Genomic DNA, 3,055 nt, shown 5'->3' with positions numbered 1-3,055 from the left:
AAAAAATGGTCTAGTACGAAAAGTCGAAAGTAACTAAGATTTTACAGCAAGTGTAAACGAAAAAAAGTTCAAGCAAGCAAACCTAGAAGGTAAAGCAAGAAAGGGCGTATGGGGAATGCCTAGGCACACTCCGGCGAAGAAGGACGCAGCAAACAGCGAAATGCGACGGGAAGCGGTAAGCACGCAAAGATCCGTCGATATCCGAATGGGGGAACCCGCATGGAGTCAAATCCATGGATCACATGTTGAATACATAGACATGATGAGGCGAGACGCAGGGAACTGAAACATCTAAGTACCTGCAGGAAGAGAAAATAAGAATGATTTTCTGAGTAGCGGCGAGCGAAAGGGAAAGAGCCCAAACCGATCTGAGGATCGGGGTAGTAGGATCATCAAGGAATCTGACAGAGGATCATAGAGGAATCACATGGGAAGGTGAGCGAGAGAGGGTGAGAGCCCCGTACTCGAAATGAGAGACTGGAGAGAGATGACACCTGAGTAGGGCGGGACACGAGGAATCCTGTCTGAATCGGCCGGGACCATCCGGCAAGGCTAAATACGAGAGTAGTGACCGATAGTGAACCAGTACCGTGAGGGAAAGGTGAAAAGAACCCCGGGAGGGGAGTGAAAGAGAACCTGAAACCATATGCCTACAAGAAGTCAGAGCCCGTTAAAGGGTGATGGCGTGCCTTTTGTAGAATGAACCGGCGAGTTACTGTATGGAGCGAGGTTAAGCAGGATATGCGGAGCCGAAGCGAAAGCGAGTCTTAAGAGGGCGAAAGTTGCATGCAGTAGACCCGAAACCGGGTGATCTAGCCATGACCAGGTTGAAGTTGGGGTAAAACCCGATGGAGGACCGAACCGACCCCCGTTGAAACGTTGGCGGATGAGTTGTGGCTAGGGGTGAAATTCCAATCGAACCCGGAGATAGCTGGTTCTCCCCGAAATAGCTTTAGGGCTAGCGTCGAGGTAGAGAGTTGCGTGAAGGTAGAGCACTGAATATGTGATGGCCCCATCTCGGGGTACTGAGCATAATCAAACTGCGAATGTCACGGAAACATACTCGGCAGTCAGACAGCGGGTGATAAGGTCCGTTGTCAAGAGGGAAACAGCCCAGACCATCAGCTAAGGTCCCAAAATGTATGCTAAGTGGAAAAGGATGTGGAGATGTACAGACAACTAGGAGGTTGGCTCAGAAGCAGCCATCCTTTAAAGAGTGCGTAACAGCTCACTAGTCGAATGACTCTGCGCCGATAATTTACCGGGGCTAAGCATACTACCGAAGCTATGGATCCCAAGGGATGGTAGGGGAGCGTTCCATGAACGGAGAAGCGCGATCGAGAGGACGCGTGGAGATCATGGAAGAGAGAATGCCGGTGTGAGTAGCGGAACGTGGGTGAGAATCCCACGCACCGAAAACCCAAGGTTTCCAGAGGAAGGTTCGTCCGCTCTGGGTAAGTCGGGACCTAAGGCGAGGCCGAGAGGCGTAGTCGATGGACAACAGGTAGAGATTCCTGTACTCATATATATGTGAAGGAATGACGGAGAGAGGAAGCTGCAGCCAGCGGCTGGAAGAGCTGGTGCAAGCGAGATATCGGGATGGCAGGCAAATCCACCATCCGAAACGAGAAGGCGTGAAGCGTACGGAAAGCTAAGGCGAGTACGGAAGGCAGTGGAGGAGCTTCCAAGAAAAGTTTCTAACGAAAGTATATGTGACCCGTACCGAAAATGGACACACATGGGTGAGGAGAGAATCCTAAGGTGAGCGAGAGAACTATAGCTAAGGAACTCTGCAAAATGACTCCGTAACTTAGGGAGAAGGAGTGCTCATAGAGATATGAGCCGCAGTGAAACGGCCCAAGCGACTGTTTACCAAAAACACAGCTCTCTGCTAAGCCGCAAGGCGAAGTATAGGGGGTGACGCCTGCCCGGTGCTGGAAGGTTAAGGGGAGGGGTTAACGCAAGTGAAGCCCTGAACTGAAGCCCCAGTAAACGGCGGCCGTAACTATAACGGTCCTAAGGTAGCGAAATTCCTTGTCAGGTAAGTTCTGACCCGCACGAAAGGCGTAACGATTTGGGCGCTGTCTCAGCTGTAGACTCGGTGAAGTCTTAGTACCTGTGAAGATGCAGGTTACCCGCGACTAGACGGAAAGACCCCATGGAGCTTCACTGCAGGTTGATATTGGGATTTGATGCAGCATGTACAGGATAGGTAGGAGGCAAAGAGATGGATACGCCAGTATTCAAGGAGCCGCTGTTGGGATACTACCCCTGTTGTATTGGATTTCTAACCGGACGACGTAAAGCCGTTGACGGGACAGTGTCAGTCGGGCAGTTTGACTGGGGCGGTCGCCTCCCAAAGAGTAACGGAGGCGCCCAAAGATACCCTCAGCTTGGATGGAAACCAAGCGCAGAGTGCAAAGGCAAAAGGGTGTTTGACTGCGAGACCTACAAGTCGAGCAGGGACGAAAGTCGGGCTTAGTGATCCGGCGGTGCTGAATGGAAAGGCCGTCGCTCAACGGATAAAAGCTACCCTGGGGATAACAGGCTGATCTCCCCCAAGAGTTCACATCGACGGGGAGGTTTGGCACCTCGATGTCGGCTCATCGCATCCTGGAGCTGAAGTCGGTTCCAAGGGTTGGGCTGTTCGCCCATTAAAGCGGTACGCGAGCTGGGTTCAGAACGTCGTGAGACAGTTCGGTCCCTATCTGTCGTGGGCGCAGGAAATTTGAGAAGAGCTGTCCTCAGTACGAGAGGACCGGGATGGACGCATCAATGGTGGACCAGTTGTCACGCCAGTGGCATAGCTGGGTAGCTAAATGCGGAAGGGATAAACGCTGAAGGCATCTAAGTGTGAAACCCACTTCAAGATGAGATTTCCCATTGCGCAAGCAAGTAAGACCCCTTAAAGACGATAAGGTAGATAGGTCAGGAGTGTAAGCATGGTGACATGTTAAGCGGACTGATACTAATAGGTCGAGGGCTTGACCGAAAAGGCAAGCGAGCTTGAAAGAAAGAGACTACTATCTGGTTTTGAGTGTCCTGAAGGATACTT

Annotated in this window: 1 rRNA gene; it reads left to right on the top strand. The window is 51.6% G+C overall.

Going from position 1 to position 3,055, the window contains the following annotated elements:
• Nucleotides 1–88 precede the first annotated feature (88 nt).
• Nucleotides 89–2,992 (top strand): 23S ribosomal RNA (locus C7U55_RS13335).
• Nucleotides 2,993–3,055 lie beyond the last annotated feature (63 nt).

This window comes from Faecalibacillus faecis (genome assembly GCF_003024675.1).
Classification (GTDB): domain Bacteria; phylum Bacillota_I; class Bacilli_A; order Erysipelotrichales; family Coprobacillaceae; genus Faecalibacillus; species Faecalibacillus faecis.
The sequence above is the reverse complement of the archived record's forward strand: the minus strand, read 5'-3'. Positions and strand labels throughout refer to the sequence as shown.